Genomic DNA, 18,998 nt, shown 5'->3' on the forward strand with positions numbered 1-18,998 from the left:
AGAAGTCAAAGCCCTTCCTTGGGAGGCTATCCTGCCAACTTAGAACCACGCCTCAAACATGCCGCCAACGTTCAGTGAATCCAAGCGTTCGTTGCTGGTGCCATTAACTTTGGCGGTATGCTCGTTCTCCACCTGACCGCCGGTGACGTAGAAACGTAACATCGGACGGAACTCCGGCCCCATGCCAATGGCAATATTCTGCGACAGCGTCAGCTTCCAGCCCTTGTTATCCCCGCCCCGATCGTAGTCTACGCGCTGGTAGCCTGCTTCCAGCCAGGTGGAGTGCACGTCGTTCCAGAAGTACATCGGCCGTACGATGGCGCCATAGTTTTTACGGTTGTCGGTGTTGTCCTTGCCGTTATCATAATCATGGAAGGCCAGCAGATATTCGACCTGCGCCTGCTGGGTAAATTTATGGCTCCCCTCAAAGCTGGCGTAGACGGTGGTCAGATCGTCGGTCTTGCTGTAGACGCTGTTATCCGCGTTGTCGGAGTAGCGCAGTATGAGCTTGTTCACCCCGCTGTCGTTGGTATGGCTCAGTACCAGTCCCCCCTGCCAGGCCTTGAGTCGCTCGTCGCTATCCACCGCTTTCGAGTCAAAGCCGTAGTTGGCGTACACTTCAACGTCGATCGGCCCGGCCTTGATGCCGTGGGTTTTGGTGGTCAGCGCGTAGTGGCCGTTATCGCCGGTATCGGAGCTGCCCGTGCAGGTGATGCGTGATGGATTCGTCTCATCGGCCATCACTTCCGGGCTACAGGATTTCACCTGCGACACCGCCGCCACGTCAAACTGTACGCCGCCAATATCAAAGTTCTTCACCCCGGCCCCCTGGCCGTCGTGGTTCATCCAGAAGTAATCGTTGATCCCCTGTTGCGGACGTTGGTGGAAGTCCCGGCCGGCCCAGAGGTAGGCATTCGGGTTCGATTCGAGCACGTTAGTGACGCCCACGTAGGCCTTTTTCAGGTTCACTTCGTCACTCCAGTGGTCAAACATGACGTTAATATCCCAGATCGCCCCTTGGGCGCTTTTGAAGGCTTTGCTTATCTGGAATTCACCGCCGTTGCTTTCGTTACCCAGACGGCCGATCGCCGAGGCGCCGTTATAAGAACCGTCGACGCCGACATATTTCTGATCGCCGGTCTGGAAGTGGGCGCCATAGCGGGCATAGCCGCTGAACTTAAGGCCGAATGGAATCGCCAAGTCCGGCGAGGCCGCGGTGGTCTGCGGGGTGGTAATGACATCAATCTTTTTATCGGCTGCGGCGTCAATTTTCACCTGCCGTTCGGCCAATGCTTTATCGACCGCTTTAGCCACGATGGCGTCAATCTGTTCCTGGGTGAATTCCTGCGCCAGTACGGAAACAGGGCACAGCGCGGCGATAGCCGCCATAGCTAAAGGGATTTTATTTACAGTTTTCATGGCTATCTCAAATTCATTATATTTTAAGAAAATAACCATCCCGCTCTGGTGCCAATAGAAATGACGCCACCAAAACAAGTTGATTTTATTTTTATTTCTCAGAGGTACAGTGATAACATCGGCGTAATAATATCCTCCATAGTCAGAACAATCAGATATTGACGGACGTGATCACGTCATACCAACAGTTAACAGGTCGGTAAGGTATCTATCGGACACTTCGCTGCCAGCACCCGCATTAATTTCACAGAAGGTGCGCATAATCAGTCAGGGATGAATTAGCCCCCGACTGACGCTGTACTTATTATCTTAATTACAACTTTAGCCTTTAATTAAAGCGTGATTCACTGGCTTCCCAGCTATAACTGCCATTTGCCATTAACGAATCACCATGTTCCTGATAGGAGAAATTATAAAACTCTGCGCTGGCGGCATAGCCGGAGTAGTCTACGACCGCCAGGCCGACAAACGCACCGGTAAAGAACCCGCCATAGCTTTGCAATACATAGTCGTCAGAAAGAACAGCGGCATCCAGGGTGACCGGAATCTCAGTGAAGTTAATCCCATCAAAGCTATACTCATAGGTATAACTTTCCTTTCTTACTTTTGTGCGGAACCAGACATACTCGCTACCTTCCGGAATTTTTATGGCATCCTCTTTCAGATACGAGGTATATTTACCACGATTATTCTCACTTACCTCGATAACCGCACCATTAATTTCATTCCAGGTAATGAATACAAAGCTCCAGTGACGATCGTTATAGTAATTCGTCAAGCCTGCCATTTGCTGGTAATTAAATGGATTGAATTTAACTTTAACCTGCGCATCAAAATAGAAAGCCTGCCAGCGCCGGGCAATAAGCGACAGGTCATGAGTATTCGCTAAAGAACCCTGCCCGATTAACGTCAATTTTCCGTCGCCTGTTGTACCCATTTTTTCGGTGAACGGAACGCGGAGCGTATTCCAATTGAGATCGAGCGCCGACGATTTAAAATCATCTTGCTGACTATGATCCTTTGCGCTTTGGCTACCAACGGCACCTTTTGGCCCTTCGACAAAGGTTTTTCCTCCGTGGCCGCCCTCAATACGTGGCCAACCCTCTTCATCCCAATAAACTTTTTGAATCGACGTTTCCCGGCCAAGCGTTGACCACCCGCGCGGATCGTAGACAGACTCACCGGCATGGTTCCAGGGGCGCGCGCAGAGTGAGGCGTAATACCATTCACCTTCGGGGGTTGACACCAGACTGCCGTGGCCCTGTTTTTGGATATAGCTGTCCGGCGTATCTACGTTGGTTAAGAAGACCTCCCCCGGAGCCGTTACAAAGCTGTCGGCGTCCAGGCTGGTTGAACGCGCAACAACCTCCTGGTGGGTAAAGACGGTTCCTCCCTGAGCGGCAAAAAGATAATAGTATCCATTCAGTTTGTAGAGGTGTGGCCCTTCAACCAGCGCAACCGCAGTGCCCCGATAAATGGTGCGCGCCGTTTCTGGTTTTAATTTCAGCGTATCGGCATCAAATTCAGTTAACGTAATGCCGTTAAAAGGGTGGCGGTACTCTCGGTGGTCCCAGGTTTGTTGCACCAGGTATTTACGGCCATCATCGTCATGGAAAAGCGAAGCATCAAAACCGACGCCATTCAGTTTGATGGGATCGGTCCATGGACCACGGATATCCGTTGCGGTGGTCAGGTAGTTGGTCATGTCTTTAAAGGCGCCCTCGGTGACTTTCACATCCGTATAAACCAACCAGAATTTGCCATCGGCATAAGAGAGAGCCGGAGCCCAGATCCCACCTGATGAAGGGTTCCCTTTCATCTGCAAAAGCGCCGTTGTTGACAACGGACTCGGCAGAAGACGCCAGTGCTCCAGGTCTTTTGACGCATGTAAACGAACGCCGGGGAACCACTCAAAGGTCGAATTTGCGATATAGTAAGTGTCCTCGACGCGGATAATACTTGGGTCTGCATTAAATCCAGGCAATATAGGGTTTTGAATCAGTGACATAGGGCTTTACCTTTTTTAAATAAATTTAGTTTATTTATCAATGATTTAATTATATGCGTATTTCATCGAGCTGACGGTTGATATCCGTGATGTTTTTATCTGAGATGGGATAGCATTGAATAATGATCATCGACACAAAGGCTAGCGCTATCGGGATCCAAATCGCCGTCATATTGATTCCAGCGATAGCGTTTGCATCTTGTTGGGCAGCGACTTCGTTAAAGCCATAAGCGGCCAGCAGCCAAAGCGGAATGGCACCGCCAAGAGTAAAGCCGACTTTGAAAAAAAGCCCCATAATGGCATTAATAATTGCGGCGTTTCGCTTGCCTGATTTTAATTCGCCATACGCAATAACCTCTGGGACAAGCGCCCACATAAAGCCGGTCGCCGACGTTAACCCCCACTGTTTAATAAATGTTGCGATATAAGCCAGCCAGAGTTCATCATGCATGCCATCGAGTGACCAGATGTATGTCAGCAATTCCCCCACGATAAACATGCCAAGGAAAAGGTGGAAGAATCCTTTTTTACCCAATATTTTCTTGAGTCTTGGCCAAAAAATCGGGAATAAAATACCTGGAATTGAGGCGACAAGACCAACGGCGCCCATCCATTCCGAATGGCCGACAACAAACTGATTGAAAAAACCATTAACCGTGTTCATGAAAAACATGAAGGTAAAGGCCAGCATAAAAAACACGCCGAGAATGACAAGCGGCCGGTTATTTTTGAGTTCAAGGAATAAATCCGTCGCTTTTACATTGGCAGATTGCTCTACCGTAGCGACAACGCGTTCTTTGGTTAATTTATAACACAGGAAAAGCGCCGCCGCCCCGACGATCATATACACAGAATAAACGCCAAACCACGCGTAGCTGGCTGACGGATCGGTATAGTTTCCCAGTTCCAGCTTAAGCCCGAAAAGCCCGGTATCCTTGATGCTGCGATCTTTGGGGGCCGCCATTTGTACGAACATGGGAAATAAGGTATAGACAAGAAGGTTGGCGCTATTAGCCAGCATCATGCGCGTACTCGTCAGCTTATCGATTGACGCAGGATCTCTGGTTAATGAAGCATTAAGAGAACCATACGGAATATTTACCACCGAATAAACCAAATCCAGGGCCAGATAAACGACGAAGGCAAAAGGCACGGATCCACGCACTTCAGGAATAGGTGCGAACAGCAAGGCGGAGAGAATCACAAGTGGAATACCGGCTCTTAGCAGCCAGGGACGGTATTTCCCGGACGCTGAACTCCTTTTATCAACAAAAGTCCCGACCATCGGGTCCCAAAACACATTGAGAATTCTGACAAAAAGAAATATAAACCCCGCGGCTGCGGTGCTGATTGCATTAACAGTCAACATGTGTAGAGCAAGAAAACCGCCTATTGTCCCAAAAACAAGATTTTGGGCAAAGTCACCCAGCCCATAACCAATGCGTTCTCCACGCGTTAGTTTATGATACTCATCGTGCTGACTTTGCATTATGTTTTCACTCATTTTTATCACATCTCCTGCCTATTTTGTGAACGCGGAATACTTTCTGACACAGATTACGGCTGGTGATCTATTACGTTTTTGTACTTATTAATTATGTTTTTTTATTTCCGTGAGCACGGTGACAAAGGCCTTATATAGGCCTATAGCCAACGGGGCGATTGGCAACTCACTGGCCATGCCCACTGTCGCTGAACCTGGCCTGAAAAAGCAGCACATTGTTTAATTGCCTCGGTTTCCACCGAAAAATGAACGCCCGATATGGCTATTAACACGTTAAATAGATGGCCGTATTTTTTGAGATATGGTTCACATTTGAGCATTCTATTAATCACAAAGTGAGATAACGTAATTGAGTACTCAGCCGGGGAAATACAGGATAATGAAAACCAGCCACCAGCCGGGGCAAAACTATGTTCAAGAAGAGGCGTGAAGGTGACGGTTTTCTGCTTAATACTGATTTCGGGCAGCAGAGAGAGAGATTTTTCATGGCGTGCACCTGCATGGATAGAATCCACACAGGGTGCTACGACATGGTCAGAAAGGCAGCAAAACGGTCTTTACTGGATTATGAAATTTTATACCTATGAAAACGTGATAAATGTATCATTATCCAAGTAATAATTCACCCCCGAGATAATATCATCCACAGTTGCATTAGGTTTTTGATTCAGCGCACTTCTGAGCACATCCATAAATTGGTCACCATAAAAAAACAGCTCCAACTCATTTTGCTCTACATAGTCAGGATACACTTCTTCATCATCATCGCTCACATCCGGATAACGCTCAAGATAGCATGTCAGTCCGGGAGTAGCTGCTGCCTCATACTCTTTGGTATAAAGGCAGAAGTTATCCTTTGTATAACCCTCTTGAGCGATTTTAGTAATCAAATTGTCTAGGCTGTAAGGCACCCTATACTCTAACTCTTGCATTAACATCCCCCTCCCATTCTTCTCCTAACTCTGGCTGGCTTCGGATTCCCCGTAGTTCCGTCTGTGAATAGCCCCATTTTAGTTCCATGCCCTTTCCGGCTAAATAATTCTGTTGGCGTCATTCCTTCTGTTTAATATTATTCATTTGTTCGTTCGGGAATTTACAGTTATATTATGAAATCCATTTCCAGTGATTTCACGCACTTCATTCAGTGTTCTGAACAGATAAAAATCGAGTGCTTCTATACGGTATATTCGGTTAGAACGCTCCATGGAAGCATTTTGCGTTGGTTTCCCCAGACTGATAAGTCCAACCTTACTGCATGTTTCTCAGCCCATTCAGTCATCCTCAGAGAGATAAATTTTGGACAGCTACCATGCAATAACATTATCGGAGCTTCGTATTAACCAACAGTCAATAGAAAGGTCTGAGAGACTCAGTGCCGGAGATAATAAGCTCCTATGAACATGAATATCCCCGCTGATGCATTTATTTTCGGTAACGGACGCGCTCTTCAATTTTCCTGATCGCGTCGAGTGCTGCATGACCCAGCCCCTCATCGTCGCAAATACTGCGTAAATATTGCAAGTCGTCGGTGCCCCCAAACTGCCCAATCACTTGAATAGAAAAGGAAGCAATGCACGCCAAATCATTCCTCAATCCGTGTTCGTGGTATGTCTTCTGCACCCCGCGATTGATTAGTGCATCGCGGCAAACAGCTAGGGCGGTGTTTGGATAGCTCTTTGCAACATGAGTTCTTGCACTATCCGAAGACAACATTCGAGATGTTGAAGACCAAAGTGCTCCAGCACTTGCCGAAGCGGAGTAAGCCAACAACGTAGTCCGCGCACCGAGAGTCTGGGGTGAGGACTCAAGTTCACGATGGCTCAACCGGCAAGCCCAGTAAGCTAATTCCCCACAGGCTCGCACAGTTTCATCGATATCGATAGACGATGCTACTGTAGCAGGAAGTGGGAGCCCCAAAATCCCCATCGCTTCATGCGCTGCGAAAAATACCTCGACTGTATCTTGTGGGATGACATACCTTTTGGCTGGCAACCTAAGCCATGGTTCAATAGCCTCAGAAACTGCTGGATCACCGAAATCTGCGAGCTGATGAATCAAAATACCGACAAAGGAAACATAATCGGTGCTCGCCCCTTTGAGTGCCTTGAAGAGAAACTGCCGCTTCTGATCGCTAGCGAGATTGTTTACCTCTTCCCAATAAATGCTCTCATGCGGATGATCAAATTGTCGAGAAAAGATATTCCATGCTTCCGTATCGGCCTGTGGTCCCGACTCGGAGAACACACTTTCGATCTCCTCTAAGACCACTGTTCTGTAGTTTTCTTCTTCGTCGTCTAGTCCGCCCAACCCCTTCAGTGCATCGAGAATAATGGAATTCATAAACAAGCCCAATTTGTTAGCTGAGTCCTTAAGCACCGCGATCATCTTTGCCTTGACTGCATCATCCACATTTCGCAAGTGGGCACAAAAGTCTACCGCGGCTAGCTGGAGGTGATAAGGCAAGCTTTTCAGACGCTCAAGGAGATCCAATACACATGACGCAGCCCATGATGCTTGCTCCGTGAACCTAGTGATTCCGAGAAGGACGTAGAATTCGCTATACGTGCTCGCTTCATTCCATGATTTATTTAGAGCGTCACCAAGCTCTCTCCCTTGAGTGTGGCGTAAGCCACCACTATGGATAAAGGACACAAGCCGCGAAAGCGCAATCTTGTGATCGAACACATAGGCTTGGCCAAATGTCGCGTGCCGAAGTGGCACATTTTTGTCCCTTGCTTCCTTATAGAGATCCCGATTGGCTTCGGCAATTTTCCCGTCCATGACGCGACACGCCGCCATGATTTGTTCTAAGTAAACTCCCTGCATTAGAAACCAACCAATGGCAGGAAGAAAAACTTCAAACTTCGAGAGGGTTGACCGAGAAACGCCAGCCTCAATCGAACAGCCAAACCATCCTTCGTCATTCAGTAGGAAGCGCAGTTCAGAAGCCTCTGCGATCATTTCGGCGAGTAGCACGTCGAGCTTTACTTTCATGATACTTCCTGCGGTCTCTCCACACTCTCCTCGGACGCAAGACTCCAGGATGTCCCGATCAGTGGTCTTCTCCAAAATATCCCTTAACGTCGAATCGTCCTCCATCGCGCCGAGAATAAGAGCCTTAGAACCATGAAATCGCGGAGAGCGCAGAAAAGCTTGCACACGCTCAGAATCTTTGCATGCTATGCGAACCACAGACTCCGCCATGAAAGCATAGAAAAACATTTCATGAGAAAAACTGAGTCTGTCACCGCGCTGTAATACAAGCCGCGACTTAAGGACCGCGTCCCGCGTCATGTTTGTCACGTTTGTCGCATCGCAAAATCGATCAAACTCTCGAATAGACATACTAAACGCAGTTTGAGAAATTAGTTCCTCTGCAAACCCGGAAAGAGCCCGAATTCCCGAAGTTGCAAAATTGCCGAGGCGCATCCGGGCAACCGTGTCGAATAGAACAAACGTACTTGCCCCGGCAGGCAGTGATGCAGCAGCTTGCCCAATGAGTTCAGCTTCAAGCCCTGAGAGAGCAATCTCAAGGAGAGCTTGGCAGTTTGTGAAGTTTTCATCTTCTTGGTTAAGTTTTGCGAGCTGTAACTTCAATGCGAGTTGCGGCGGACTGACTAAAATCGCTTCAACTGGCAGAAGCTCTTGTCTAGCCAAGGTGCCTTGTGAGGTGATGACAATACCCGCACCGTAGCGTAGTGAAAACGCTTGGAGACTTCGTGTCAAAGTCATTCGCAAAGGTTCTGGGCATTCGTTGTAGCCGTCGAGAAACAGGACAATATGCCTTACGAGGAAACGACTTGCTCTTAGTAAATCGCGTACGGAAGTGCCAAGTAGTCTAAGCTCAACGTCAATTATCTTCTGAAGCTTTCCCTCGAAGTCTTTACCTTGGATGTGGATAGGAAGCACACCGACTTGGATACATTCCGTAGCGATGCGAGCACTCAGCAAGGACTTTCCACATCCTGACGGTCCCCTGATCAGAAGCGCAGATTGCGACGACAGAACCATCTCTAGAATCATAGATGCTGAGATCAGTTTGTCATCAAGGTGGTATTGGTCCTCTACTAGCAGTGTACCGGTTGGTCTATGAAACTCCAAAAAAGCAGACTCATAGCTTGACACTATTCGCTCTGATAACAGCACAGTTTCATGAATTGCCGCATCCCTTCCCGATACGCGTTCAAGGTTCAAATGAGCTGCGAGTGCTTGGCATTGCTCTTTACTCAGCAAGGATCCTGACATCGCACGGAGAGCAACCGCGATCGCATCCAACCCGCCAGTAGCTACCTTGAAATCACTCAGTGGTAACGAGGAGCCTGATGGAATCGCTGGCACAATAGCTAGCAAAGCGTTGGGATAGCCGGAAAGTGCACCAAATAGCTCGGATATTGCATCACGTAACGCATTCTTAGCATCCAAAGCTTGAGTGTACCCGTTGCGTAGCTTTCGACTACCGTACGATCCAATTTGGGTCCAACTGCCGTTCACCCCTCCCTTAATGGGCTGTGTATATCCCTTGGCTTCAATAACAAGCGTAATGGTGGCGGAAAAAACCGCGACATCAACCTGACGCCCATTCACGTTAAAGTTAGCGAATATGTAAGCCCACTCGGTGCCCTTTTCTAGAACATCACAAACGGTGGCCAAAACCTCGCGATCCGAGATGTGCTCAATCCGCTCTCCGATGAACAACCGGACTTTGTTCTCACTGTTACGTGCTGTGCTCATCAGATAGAGTATCCCTGTCGCCTAGAAAACAAGTCCATAGTTTCTCCTTAACCGTAACATACCAAGCTACCATATCCCCTCTCAAATTTCTCAGTTGCTGACCTGGCCGCCATATGCTTTCGACGTCCCCGACCGGTGACATCATATCGACCAATAGTAATTGCCTCTTGCCTACCGTGGATTGAGTCGTTATGCGAAATGAGATCTCTCTAGCAGAGAGAAACCGCTACATACAAGCCATCGCGATAATTAATTTTGTAAAGTTTATCCTGAGGCTTGAGATTGCGTAGCTTGGTATCGATAAGCATAGTTTCCGTCGTTCTCCGCTCAAAATATCATACTAAAAAACATTAGTTTCATATGAAAAAAAACAATTAAAATCAATCCGTTGAATATATTCAATACCATGATTCATGTCTTAATGGCAACATGGTATCAAGTACTAGTAATACCAATAACTATGCCATAAAAAAAATGGTGCTTGGCGATGCTAAAATTTGCCAATCATTACCAGACACAAAAAAGCCCGCTATTAAGCGGGCTTAGTCTTATCTGTATGCCATCAAACGGGCGATATCAGCGCGGAATTATTCCCACTCAATCGTCGCCGGCGGCTTGCCGCTGATGTCGTACACCACGCGGGAGATGCCGTCTACTTCGTTGATGATGCGGTTGGAGACGCGGCCGAGGAACTCATATGGCAGGTGCGCCCAGTGCGCGGTCATAAAGTCGATGGTTTCCACCGCACGCAGCGAAACAACCCAGTCGTACTTACGGCCGTCGCCCATCACGCCGACGGAGCGCACCGGCAGGAACACGGTGAACGCCTGGCTGACCTTGTTGTACAGGTCAGCTTTATGCAGCTCTTCGATAAAGATGGCGTCGGCGCGGCGCAGCAGATCGCAGTACTCTTTCTTCACTTCGCCCAGCACGCGCACGCCCAGACCCGGCCCCGGGAACGGGTGACGGTACAGCATGTCGTACGGCAGGCCCAGCTCCAGACCGATCTTGCGCACTTCGTCTTTGAACAGCTCACGCAGCGGTTCAACCAGACCCATCTTCATCTCTTTCGGCAGGCCGCCCACGTTGTGGTGCGACTTGATCACGTGCGCTTTGCCGGTGGCGGAAGCGGCGGATTCGATCACGTCAGGGTAGATGGTGCCCTGCGCCAGCCATTTCACATCGTCCAGCTTCAGCGCTTCTTCGTCGAACACTTCAACGAACACGCGGCCGATGATTTTACGCTTCGCTTCTGGATCGTTCTCGCCTTTCAGCGCGTCCAGGAAGCGCTGCTCGCCTTCCACATGAACGATGTTCAGACCGAAGTGGTCGCCGAACATCTCCATCACCTGCTTGGCTTCGTTCAGGCGCAGCAGGCCGTTGTCAACGAAGACGCAGGTCAGGCGCTTGCCGATGGCGCGGTGCAGCAGCATCGCGGTAACGGAAGAGTCCACGCCGCCGGACAGGCCGAGGATCACCTGGTCTTCACCCACCTGCTCGCGAATGCGTTCAACCGCATCTTCGATGATAGTGGCCGGGGTCCACAGCGCTTCACACTGGCAGATATCCAGGACAAAACGTTCCAGCATGCGCTGGCCCTGGCGGGTGTGGGTCACTTCCGGGTGGAACTGCACGCCGTAGAAGCGTTTTTCTTCGTTGGCCATAATGGCGAACGGGCAGGTGTCGGTGCTGGCGACGGTGACAAAATCAGACGGGATGGCGGTGACTTTGTCGCCGTGGCTCATCCACACGTCCAGCAGCGGTTTGCCTGCCGGGCTGATGGCGTCTTCGATGTCGCGGATCAGCGCGCTTTCGGTGGTCACTTCCACCTGCGCATAGCCGAACTCACGCTCGCTGGAGCCCTGTACCTGGCCGCCCAGCTGCATCGCCATGGTCTGCATGCCGTAGCACACGCCCAGCACCGGCACGCCGGCGTTGAAGACGTATTCCGGCGCGCGCGGGCTGTTGTGTTCGGTGGTGCTTTCCGGGCCGCCGGACAGGATGATGCCGCTCGGGTTGAATTCGCGGATCTGCTCTTCGCTGACGTCCCAGGCCCACAGTTCACAGTAAACGCCGATTTCGCGCACGCGACGGGCTACCAGTTGGGTGTACTGCGAACCGAAGTCCAGAATAAGAATGCGATGCTTATGAATATTTTGTGTCATGTGAGGCGAATTCCAGCAACAAAAGGAGAAAAAACAACAATAAGCGCGTGGTGATGGCCCCGCTCTGCGGGGCCAGCGACGTGGCGCGCCACGCCGCTACGCATAAACATCTCTGCCGTGGGTTAGCCCATACGGTAGTTTGGCGACTCTTTGGTGATGGTCACATCGTGCACGTGGCTTTCCTGGATGCCGGCGCCGCTGATGCGCACGAATTCCGCCTTGGTGCGCAGTTCGTCGATGGTGCCGCAGCCGGTCAGACCCATGCAGGAGCGCAGGCCGCCCATCTGCTGGTGTACGATGGCCTTCAGCATGCCTTTGTACGCCACGCGGCCTTCGATGCCTTCCGGCACCAGTTTGTCCGCCGCGTTGTCGGTCTGGAAGTAACGGTCAGAAGAGCCTTTGGACATCGCGCCCAGCGAGCCCATACCGCGGTAGGACTTGAATGAACGGCCCTGATACAGCTCGATTTCACCCGGAGATTCTTCGGTGCCCGCCAGCATGGAGCCGACCATCACGCAGGCTGCGCCCGCCGCGATCGCCTTGGCGATATCGCCGGAGAAGCGGATGCCGCCGTCGGCGATAACCGGGATGCCGGTGCCTTCCAGCGCGGCAACCGCATCGGAGATGGCGGTGATTTGCGGCACGCCGACGCCGGTCACGATACGGGTGGTGCAGATAGAGCCAGGGCCGATGCCCACTTTCACCGCGCTGACGCCGGCTTCAACCAGCGCTTTGGCGCCGGCTGCGGTCGCGACGTTGCCGCCGACGATTTGCAGATCCGGATATTTGGCGCGGGTTTCGCGAATGCGCTGCAGCACGCCTTCGGAGTGGCCGTGGGAGGAGTCGATCAGCAGTACGTCAACGCCTGCCGCGACCAGCGCGTCAATGCGCTCTTCGTTGCCGGCGCCGGCGCCGACCGCCGCGCCGACGCGCAGGCGACCCTGCTCATCTTTACAGGCGTTAGGCTTACGCTCGGCTTTCTGGAAATCTTTTACGGTGATCATGCCGAGCAGGTGGAAACTTTCGTCAACCACCAGCGCTTTCTCAACGCGCTTCTCGTGCATTTTTTGCAGCACCACTTCACGCGCTTCGCCCTCTTTCACCGTCACCAGACGATCTTTCGGCGTCATAACCGCGGTCACCGGCTGGTTCAGGTCGGTGACAAAGCGCACGTCGCGGCCGGTGATGATGCCGACCAGCTCATTGTCTTCGGTCACGACCGGGTAGCCGGCAAAGCCGTTGCGTTCGGTCAGTTCTTTGACTTCTTTCAGCGTGGTGGACGGGGTTACGGTCTGCGGGTCGGTCACTACGCCGCTTTCATGTTTCTTCACGCGGCTGACTTCTTCAGCCTGACGCTCAATAGACATGTTTTTGTGGATGAAGCCAAGGCCGCCTTCCTGCGCCAGCGCGATAGCCAGGCCGGATTCGGTGACGGTATCCATCGCTGCGGACAGCATAGGGATATTCAGGCGGATAGTTTTGGTCAGCTGAGTGCCTAATTCTGCGGTGTTCGGCAGAACGGTAGAGTGGGCTGGAACCAGGAGAACGTCGTCAAACGTCAGAGCTTCTTTAGCGATACGTAGCATGGGCAATATCTCACCAGGGTGGATGCGGAAAAGATAAAATATTGCCGCGGCATTATACAGAGCGGAATCGGTTGCCTCCAGCACTTTCTTACAAAAACTCTTGATTAGCTGTTTGAGGCATGTAGTATCAGTCAATTAAGTGGTTGTTTTGAAATTTGATCTGGGTCACATGTCGCTACCTACCGCACCGTCCATTTTTACCGTAAGCCGCCTGAATCAGACGGTTAAACAGCTCCTGGAAATGGAGATGGGGCAGATTTGGCTCTCCGCCGAGATCTCAAACTTCTCCCAGCCCGCTTCCGGCCACTGGTATTTCACGCTGAAAGATGACCGCGCGCAGGTACGCTGCGCGATGTTCCGCAACAGCAACCGCCGCGTCAATTTCCGCCCGCAAAACGGCCAGCAGGTGCTGGTGCGCGCCAGCATCACGCTGTATGAGCCGCGCGGCGACTATCAGCTGATCGCCGAAAACATGCAGCCGGCGGGCGACGGCCTGCTGCAGCAGCAGTTTGAACAGCTCAAGCAGCAGCTGGCGGCCGAAGGGCTGTTCGACCAGCAGTTTAAACAGCCGCTGCCCAGCCCGGCCAAACGCCTTGGCGTGATCACCTCCGCCAGCGGCGCCGCGCTGCACGATATTCTGCAGGTGCTGCAGCGCCGCGATCCGTCGCTGCCGATCGTCATCTACCCCACCTCAGTGCAGGGCGCGGACGCGCCGCTGCAAATCGTCCGGGCGATTGAAGCCGCCAACCGACGCGATGAGTGCGACGTGCTGATCGTCGGCCGCGGCGGCGGCTCGCTGGAAGATCTGTGGAGCTTTAACGACGAACGCGTGGCGCGGGCAATCTTCGCCAGTCATATTCCGGTAGTCAGCGCCGTCGGCCATGAAACCGACGTTACCATCGCCGACTTCGTCGCCGACCTGCGCGCCCCGACCCCTTCCGCCGCCGCCGAACTGGTCAGCCGCAATCAGCTGGAGCTGCTGCGCCAGCTGCAGTCGCAGCAGCAGCGGCTGGAAATGGCGATGGACTACTATCTGGCGCAGCGCCAGCAGCAGTTCAGCCGCCTGCACCACCGCCTGCAGCAACAGCATCCGCACCTGCGGCTGGCGCGTCAGCAGACGCTGCTGTTCAAGCTGCAACGCCGGCTGGAAGAAGGCATGCAGCATCAGCTGCGCCACAGCGAACGCCGCAGCGAACGCCTGCAGCAGCGCCTGAATCAGGTGCAGCCGCTGGGGCGCATTCACCGCAGCCAGCAGCGCATTCAGCAGCAGGAATACCGGCTGCAGCAGGCGCTGGAGCGTCAGTTGAACGGCTACCGTCAGCGCTTCGGCGTCGCCTGCAGCCAGCTGGAAGCGGTCAGCCCGCTGGCAACGCTGGCGCGCGGCTACAGCGTGACGCAAACCCCGCGCGGCGAAGTGCTGAAAACCACCAAACAGGCGCAGGTGGGCGAGATCCTGAAAACCCGTCTGCAGGACGGCTGGCTGGAAAGCGAAGTGAAAACCATCAGTAAGGTGAAAAAGCCGCGCAAGAAGCGCGCGGCGGAATAGTCATCAGCGGGCGCCGTCACGGCGCCCGTTTTATTTAGTCCAGCGTATAACCGCTCGCCCGCTCGCCGTTGATCCACAGTTCGCGCGTTTCCGCCGCCGGCAGCGTCACCGCCAGCTGCCGCCACGCCGGACGGAAATCCCCTTCGCGACTCACCGTCAGCGTAATGCGCTGCGCGTCGCAGCGCATGCGCCAGCGCAACCACAGCGCGCCGCCCTGCCGCCAGGCGTCGCTCTCGCCGTCGTCTTCATACAGCAGCCCCGAGCTTTCCCCCTGCTGCCGCGGGAACAGCTTGAGTTCTCGCTGGTCATCCGCCGCCACGTCAACGTGCGCCAGACGGCGCGAAAGCGGCAGAGCGGCGCCGGCCCGCACCAGCAGCGGCAGACGCTCCAGCGGCGCCGGCAACGTTACGCTCTGCCCGCCGCTGAACCACTGCCCGCTGTAGAAGCAGTACCAGCCCGCCTGATTATCCGGCAGGTACACCGTACGCTCACGCTGCTCCGGCTCCACCACGCTGGCCACCAGCAGATCGCGTCCCAGCATAAAGTCGTCGTTCTCACACCAGACGCGGCTGTCCTGCTCATGATCCAGGAAGGTCGGCCGCAACATCGGCTCATCTTCGGCGCAGGCCTGCCACAACAGCGTATACAGATACGGCATCAGCTGATAGCGCAGGTTGATCGCCTGGCGGATCATCGGCGTCGCCGCCGGGTACATCCAGGGTTCATTCACCGTGGCGTCGTCGTTCCAGGAGTGGATGGTAAAGCGCGGATGCATCACGCCGTTCTGCACCCAGCGCACCAGCAGCTCGGCGTCCGGCTTGTCGCCGGAGAAGCCGCCGACGTCATGGCCGACGTTATACAGGCCGGACAGGCTCATCCCCAGGCCCATGCGGATGTTGTAGCGCAGCGTCTGCCAGCTGGTGCGGTTATCGCCGCTCCAGGTCTGCACATAGCGCTGCATGCCGGCGCAGCCGGAGCGGGAGATCAGGTACGGCCGCAGGCCGGGCGCAAAGCGCTGCTGGGCCTCCATCGAGGCGCGCATCATCAGCAACGGCATCACCGGGCGGATATGCTTGATGGCGATCGGCCGGCCAAACCCGTGGCAGCGCGCTTCACCGTCCCACACTTCGTATTCGTTGTTGTCGTTCCAGGTAGAATCAATGCCCACCTCCAACAGCTGCTGCGTCACGCCCTGCTGCCACCAGCGCACCGTCGCCGGGTTGGTAAAATCGAGGTGCGAGCCTTCGTCATCCCAGAAGCTTGAGCGTTCAGGCGCGTCGCTTTGCGAATCGCGGATAAACAGCCCCTGCTCCGCCACCGCGGCGTACTGCGGGTGGTCCTGCAGCAGGCAGGGTTTGATATTCGCCGCCAGCTTCAGTCCCGCCTGATGAAACGCCGCGCTCAGCGCCTGAGGCTGCGGCACCTTGTCGTAGTTCCAGTTGAACACATAGCGTTTATCGTTAATCGAGGTGTAGCCGGAGGAGAGCTGGAACGAGTCGCAGGGGATCTCATGCTGGCGGCACAGAGCGATAAACTGCTGCAGCTGCTGCTGCGCATCCGGCGCATCGGTGTAATGCATGGTGGAGCCGCTGTAGCCCAGGCTCCACTTCGGCCCGAAGTGGGTTTTACCGGTCAGGCGCAGCAACGCTTTGGTTACGTCCAGCACCTGCGGCCCGAGGAACAGGTAATAATCCAGATCCCCCGCCTCCGCCTGATAGCGGCGGTAGGCCGGATGGTAGTTATCCAGCTCATTGCCCAGATCCAGCCAGCAGCTGCTCAGGTTGTCGTAGAACAGGCCGAAGCTGACGTCCTCGCGCCGGGTGATGGTAAAGGGAATGTGCTTATACAGCGGATCGGTGCTGGCGGCGTTGTAGCCCATGGCGTCCAGGTTGCGCATCTCAAAGCGGCGGCCGCTGCGCTCCAGATCGCCGGATTTTTCCCCCAGGCCGTAGTAGCGCTCGCCGCCGAAGCGGCGCTGATAGTGCGCCACGCCGTCGCCGTGCGCATTCAACAGATAGGCGCTGGTCGGCCGGTCCGCCGCCAGCGGATGCCACTGCCCGTCGGCGCCGCAATACTCCCACTCCAGCCACAATGGCTGGTGCACCGTCACCCGCAGCGCGGCGCTGGCCACCACCAGCCGCTGGTCATGCTGTTCCAGACGGTAGCCCGGCAGGCCAAAGCCCGCCACGCTGAGGCGGTCGCGCCCTTCCCACGGCACATCCTGCTGCGGCGCAATGCTCCAGGTGCGGTCCAGCGCCAGCTCGCCGTTGCGTTGCAGCAATACGCGGAACAGATCCTCTTCCAGTACGTAGAGGCAAAACAGGTGCTGTCCATCCACCAGCAGTTCGATGCGGTCGTCATATTGGCCGGCCAGGGTCCAGTTCTTTAGCGTTTTCATAGGCATCCATCTTACGGGTTAAGTGTTTTTTTCTTGCCGCGTTCGGCAATCAGGGCAATCAGGAACAGCGCGCCGATCAGGTCGAAAAAGCCCATCGCCACAAACAGCGGGCCGAAGCCGACGGTGTCGGACACCGCGCCGATCAGCAGCGTAAACAGGAAGCTGGCGATCCAGGCGCTGGAGCCGCGCATGCCGTTAACCGTCGCCACCTGGTTTTTGTCGAACGACTCCACCACCAGCGCGCTCAGCATGCAGGAGATCACCTGGTGGCCGAAGCCGCCGATCGAAATCAGCAGGATCGCCAGATAGGGATCTTTGGTGATCGCCACAAACGCCAGCGACACCATCATGAAAGCGCCGGTCACCGAACTGGCGACCACCGAATTCACGCGCGTGCAGCCGAACCATTTGCGGTACAGCGCGGTGAGATAGCCGCTGGCGACGCTGCCGATATCCGCCGCCAAGAACGGCAGCCAGGCGAACATGGCGATCTGCTTCAGGTCCATACCGCGTTCGCTGGCCAGATACAGCGGCACCCAGAAGCTGAAAACCGCCCAGGCCGGCTCGGCGAGAAAGGCCGGAATGGCGATGCCGTAGAATTTTTTGTTTCTGGCCAGCAGCTTGAGGGATTTAAAGAACGGCAGGCGCGCCAGTTCAGGCTCATTGTCCGCGCCGATCAGCGCCAGCTCCTGCTGGCTCAGATTAGGGTGCTGCTGCGGTGCATGGTAGAAGCGCCACCACAGCAACACCCAGACCATCGCCAGCGCGCCGGAGAACAGAAACGCCCCCTGCCAGCCGAACGAAACATGGGCCACCACGATAATCGGCGGCGCCAGCATCGCGCCGATGGAGAAACCCACCCCGGCCCAGCCGGCGGCGATCGGCCGCTCTTTTTTCGGGAACCAGTCGGAGATCGCCTTGGCGTTGGCCGGCGTGGCGGCGGCTTCCGATGCGCCCATAAAGAAACGCAGGATCGCCAGCTGCAGCCAGCTGCCCGCGCCGGCGTGCAGCATACAGACCAGCGCCCAGACGCTGGCGCAAATCAGGAAGCCCATCTTCAGGCCAATCACGTCAATCAGCCAGCCGCACAGCGGCTGGAACAGGGTGTATGCCAGTTGGAAAGCGGCGACCACCCAGGAATACTGCTCGGTGGTCATATTCAGGCTGGTTTTCAGCTCCGGCGCCAAAATGCCCAGCGAGTTGCGGGTAATGTAGTTGACCGTTACCCCCAACAGAAACAGCGCCAGCATCCACCAGCGTAACGATTTGAACTTGCGCCGTCCGCTGTGTACGGCTTCCTGGTTTATCTCAACACTCATCTTCTCTGCTCCGCGGCGTCGGTTATGTCACCTCAGCCTTATTTATGGGTACATGTGTTATTCGGAGGGATTAACAGCGGCGTACAAACCCCGCCCTGCTACGACATTCCGGTGCAGTAAAACCGCCAAATTGGCCTGATAACTCGGGCAAATTGGTGAACCAGATCAGACTATCGGCCCGCGGTAAGGAGAGAAACGTGGTTTTTTGCAAAAATTCTCATACATTAAGTAACAACGGCGCTGCAGGTCGGTAACGCCAGTAAATACGCTAATCCGCCGTGATGAAAAAATTTTCATCACGCGATTTGAACGGGATCACAAA

General features: G+C 54.2%; 10 protein-coding genes and 2 pseudogenes. 1 reads left to right on the forward strand and 11 read right to left on the reverse strand.

Annotation, left to right across the window (positions count from 1 at the left end; translation table 11 throughout):
- Positions 1–39: 39 nt before the first annotated feature.
- The 9 genes and pseudogenes from D781_RS16085 to guaB all read right to left on the reverse strand — a co-directional run bounded on the left by D781_RS16085 (position 40) and on the right by guaB (position 13,413).
- Positions 40–1,419: a carbohydrate porin gene (locus tag D781_RS16085; RefSeq protein ID WP_015673393.1), complete on the reverse strand. Its 1,380-nt coding sequence runs from the start codon at positions 1,417–1,419 to the stop codon at positions 40–42.
- A 328-nt stretch (positions 1,420–1,747) separates the two neighbouring features.
- Complete coding sequence (locus D781_RS16090; RefSeq protein ID WP_015673394.1) at positions 1,748–3,427, reverse strand: glycoside hydrolase family 43 protein; 1,680 nt, start codon at positions 3,425–3,427, stop codon at positions 1,748–1,750.
- 49 nt (positions 3,428–3,476) lie between these two features.
- Positions 3,477–4,916, reverse strand: a complete 1,440-nt coding sequence (locus tag D781_RS16095) for an MFS transporter (RefSeq protein WP_199557168.1) — start codon at positions 4,914–4,916, stop codon at positions 3,477–3,479.
- A 596-nt stretch (positions 4,917–5,512) separates the two neighbouring features.
- Entirely contained in the window at positions 5,513–5,863 is a 351-nt protein-coding gene (locus D781_RS16100; protein WP_015673396.1) for a hypothetical protein, read from the reverse strand.
- Positions 5,864–5,981: 118 nt separating this feature from the next.
- Positions 5,982–6,237 (reverse strand): annotated as a pseudogene (locus tag D781_RS24225) (integrase core domain-containing protein); the annotation flags it as partial.
- Positions 6,238–6,353: 116 nt separating this feature from the next.
- Positions 6,354–9,662, reverse strand: coding sequence for an NERD domain-containing protein (locus D781_RS23255; protein WP_015673397.1), 3,309 nt, complete (start codon positions 9,660–9,662; stop codon positions 6,354–6,356).
- A gap of 131 nt (positions 9,663–9,793) precedes the next feature.
- Positions 9,794–9,970 (reverse strand): annotated as a pseudogene (locus D781_RS24230) (integrase); the annotation flags it as partial.
- Between the two features lie 279 nt (positions 9,971–10,249).
- A complete protein-coding gene (guaA, locus tag D781_RS16110) occupies positions 10,250–11,827 on the reverse strand; it encodes a glutamine-hydrolyzing GMP synthase (protein ID WP_015673398.1) in 1,578 nt (525 codons plus the stop codon).
- Positions 11,828–11,949: 122 nt separating this feature from the next.
- Complete coding sequence (gene guaB, locus D781_RS16115) at positions 11,950–13,413, reverse strand: IMP dehydrogenase (protein WP_015673399.1); 1,464 nt, start codon at positions 13,411–13,413, stop codon at positions 11,950–11,952.
- Between the two features lie 169 nt (positions 13,414–13,582).
- Between guaB and xseA the strand changes: the two genes are divergently transcribed.
- Positions 13,583–14,959: an exodeoxyribonuclease VII large subunit gene (xseA, locus tag D781_RS16120; RefSeq protein WP_015673400.1), complete on the forward strand. Its 1,377-nt coding sequence runs from the start codon at positions 13,583–13,585 to the stop codon at positions 14,957–14,959.
- Between the two features lie 34 nt (positions 14,960–14,993).
- Here xseA and D781_RS16125 read toward each other — a convergent pair whose 3' ends face one another.
- On the reverse strand, positions 14,994–17,357 hold the full coding sequence (locus tag D781_RS16125; RefSeq protein ID WP_015673401.1) for a glycoside hydrolase family 31 protein: 2,364 nt from the start codon (positions 17,355–17,357) through the stop codon (positions 14,994–14,996).
- Positions 17,358–17,368: 11 nt separating this feature from the next.
- Entirely contained in the window at positions 17,369–18,676 is a 1,308-nt protein-coding gene (locus tag D781_RS16130; RefSeq protein ID WP_015673402.1) for an MFS transporter, read from the reverse strand.
- Between the last annotated feature and the right edge of the window lie 322 nt (positions 18,677–18,998).

Origin of the sequence: Serratia sp. FGI94, from assembly GCF_000330865.1 — a bacterium.
Classification (GTDB): Bacteria; Pseudomonadota; Gammaproteobacteria; order Enterobacterales; family Enterobacteriaceae; genus Serratia_B; species Serratia_B rubidaea.

Excerpts from the sequence above, each read along its gene's own strand:
- D781_RS16090 (WP_015673394.1), bottom strand. The coding sequence starts at position 3,427 with ATGTCACTGATTCAAAACCCTATATTGCCTGGATTTAATGCAGACCCA.
- D781_RS16100 (WP_015673396.1), bottom strand. The coding sequence starts at position 5,863 with ATGCAAGAGTTAGAGTATAGGGTGCCTTACAGCCTAGACAATTTGATT.
- guaB (WP_015673399.1), bottom strand. The coding sequence starts at position 13,413 with ATGCTACGTATCGCTAAAGAAGCTCTGACGTTTGACGACGTTCTCCTG.
- xseA (WP_015673400.1), top strand. The coding sequence starts at position 13,583 with ATGTCGCTACCTACCGCACCGTCCATTTTTACCGTAAGCCGCCTGAAT.
- D781_RS23255 (WP_015673397.1), bottom strand. The coding sequence starts at position 9,662 with ATGAGCACAGCACGTAACAGTGAGAACAAAGTCCGGTTGTTCATCGGA.
- D781_RS16125 (WP_015673401.1), bottom strand. The coding sequence starts at position 17,357 with ATGAAAACGCTAAAGAACTGGACCCTGGCCGGCCAATATGACGACCGC.
- D781_RS16130 (WP_015673402.1), bottom strand. The coding sequence starts at position 18,676 with ATGAGTGTTGAGATAAACCAGGAAGCCGTACACAGCGGACGGCGCAAG.
- D781_RS16095 (WP_199557168.1), bottom strand. The coding sequence starts at position 4,916 with ATGCAAAGTCAGCACGATGAGTATCATAAACTAACGCGTGGAGAACGC.
- D781_RS16085 (WP_015673393.1), bottom strand. The coding sequence starts at position 1,419 with ATGAAAACTGTAAATAAAATCCCTTTAGCTATGGCGGCTATCGCCGCG.
- guaA (WP_015673398.1), bottom strand. The coding sequence starts at position 11,827 with ATGACACAAAATATTCATAAGCATCGCATTCTTATTCTGGACTTCGGT.